Raw genomic sequence first — 1,368 nt, forward strand, 5'->3', positions numbered from 1 at the left:
CTGCCCTTGTGCGGATTGACGGCGCCGGTCCCCTGCGCGCGTCGATCGAGCGGGAAGTGCTGCCCGTCCGAGCTGGACGCGGTGCCGTCGCCGAACAACGCGGCAAGCGGCAGCCGATGCTGCGCCTCGACCAGCCTCGCCAGCGCCGCGCCGTAGCTATCCTCGCGCAGGTGCCAGGCCGAGAGCCAGCCGAGCTGACGCCGAGTTACCAATCCACAGGCCTCGGCCATGCGGGCGTGGCCGAGATTGGTCGCATCGGCAAGAACGGCGGTAAGGATCGCGCGGGGATCGTCGTGTGACCGGCCGGTAGTCAAATGCGTGAAGCAGTCGGCAAATCCCGTCCAGCGATCCACGTCGGCCAGCAGATCGGTAATCCTGATGGCCGGCAGGCGTGCGTAGAGGGGCGCCAGGGCGTCCTCTGCCTCGTCTGGAGTGACCGCGCGCAAAGGCGAGATGCGCAGCCTCCCCTCAGCGATCCGCACGTCTTCGAGCGTATCGGTGGACGCTTTCACCTCTATCTCGGCGAGCCGGCGCGTGAGCAGCGCCTTGCGTTCCGCCAGCCAGACCGCTGCGGTATCAGCGACGGCGATCGGCAGGGGGCCGGCCTCGCGCATCGCGGAAAAAACCGGCTTTGGAATAAGCTGGTGCTCTACGGCGCGATAGCGCCGGCTTCCCTCGACCCACATATCCCCCGCGCGCAGCCGGTCGCGCAGTTCCGCCAGGACGCAGAACACGAAGATGCGGCGGTCGAGACCAGCACGGTCGATCCGCTTCCGCCAACTCGTCCGGACAAAGCCGAGCGGCACGTCGGCAGGAAGTCTGTGCCGGCCGACGGCGAGGCCGCGCAGGGTCTCGACAGCTTGGGCAAGAGGTGCGCAGGCGGGAACAGCCCCGAAAGTGAAGGCGGCGACGAACGCCGGACCGATCTGGCGCAGGATCGGTGCGTTCTCCCGGGAGAGTGCCACGGGATCGAGCGGATCAGGACGAACGAGACGACGGGCTTCCGCGACTTCCCGTGTCAGCGCGTCCCAGCCGATGACGCCCTCGATCGCCGCGTATGGATCGGCGTCGTCAGCGCGGGCGCTCAACACCGCATCGCCGATTTCGGCCAGAAGGCGGATTTTGGCGTTGATGGTCCGACGATCGCGTTTCAATGCGGCTTCCTCGCGCCGTTCCGCCAGGCGGAACAACTGACCGAACAGACGCTCGAACATGAGCACCGCGTCGTCTGTCAGCGTCATCTGCGTCTCGATGGCTGTGGCGACCAGCACCGCGCGCCGCCGTGCCTGGTTCAACGAGGTGAGATGTTGCGCCGTGAGGCGCGCGCCTTCCTGGCACAATCGGCGAAGCCGCTCCGGGTGAATGGTG

The 1,368-nt window shown here is 67.5% G+C and carries 1 protein-coding gene; it reads right to left on the minus strand.

Annotated features, from left to right (window positions below; all coding sequences use genetic code 11):
• A partial coding sequence (locus CFR72_RS17050) for a Tn3 family transposase (protein WP_146220791.1) occupies positions 1-1,368 on the minus strand: 1,368 nt, incomplete at both ends.

Origin of the sequence: Gluconacetobacter entanii, assembly GCF_003206495.1 — a bacterium.
In the GTDB taxonomy this organism is placed as follows: domain Bacteria; phylum Pseudomonadota; class Alphaproteobacteria; order Acetobacterales; family Acetobacteraceae; genus Novacetimonas; species Novacetimonas entanii.